The sequence below is a fragment of the Flavobacterium sp. NRK F10 genome, from assembly GCF_024054235.1.
GTDB classification, from domain to species: Bacteria; Bacteroidota; Bacteroidia; order Flavobacteriales; family Flavobacteriaceae; genus Flavobacterium; species Flavobacterium sediminis.
In genome coordinates, this window is record NZ_JAMXLC010000001.1 from 3,294,002 (window position 1) to 3,294,426 (window position 425).

Genomic DNA, 425 nt, shown 5'->3' on the forward strand with positions numbered 1-425 from the left:
TCTTCCGATGATTGCTCTAATGTAACCTGGTCGAACGATTATACGACACTATCCGATCTTTGCGGGGCTACAGGTTCGGTAACCGTTACTTTTACCGCTACAGATGATTGTGGTAATTCCAATTCCACTTCCGCTACCTTTACCATTGAGGATACTACGGCTCCGACTATCGATGTAGTTGCTAACGATATGACGGTGGAATGTGACGGACTTCCGCTACCTTTACCATTGAGGATACTACTGCGCCGACTATCGATGCAGTTGCTAACGATATGACGGTAGAATGTGACGGTTATGGTAATACCAATCAACTTCAGGCTTGGCTTAATGCTAACGGCGTGGCTTCATCTTCCGATGATTGCTCTAATGTAACCTGGTCGAACGATTATACGACACTATCCGATCTTTGCGGGGCTACAGGTTCG

At 46.4% G+C, this 425-nt stretch carries 1 protein-coding gene; it reads left to right on the top strand.

The genetic code is table 11. The features are described 5' to 3' along the window. On the top strand, positions 1–276 hold a 276-nt coding region (locus tag NHF50_RS15055), incomplete at its 5' end, for a hypothetical protein (RefSeq protein WP_252777204.1). Positions 277–425: the final 149 nt, after the last annotated feature.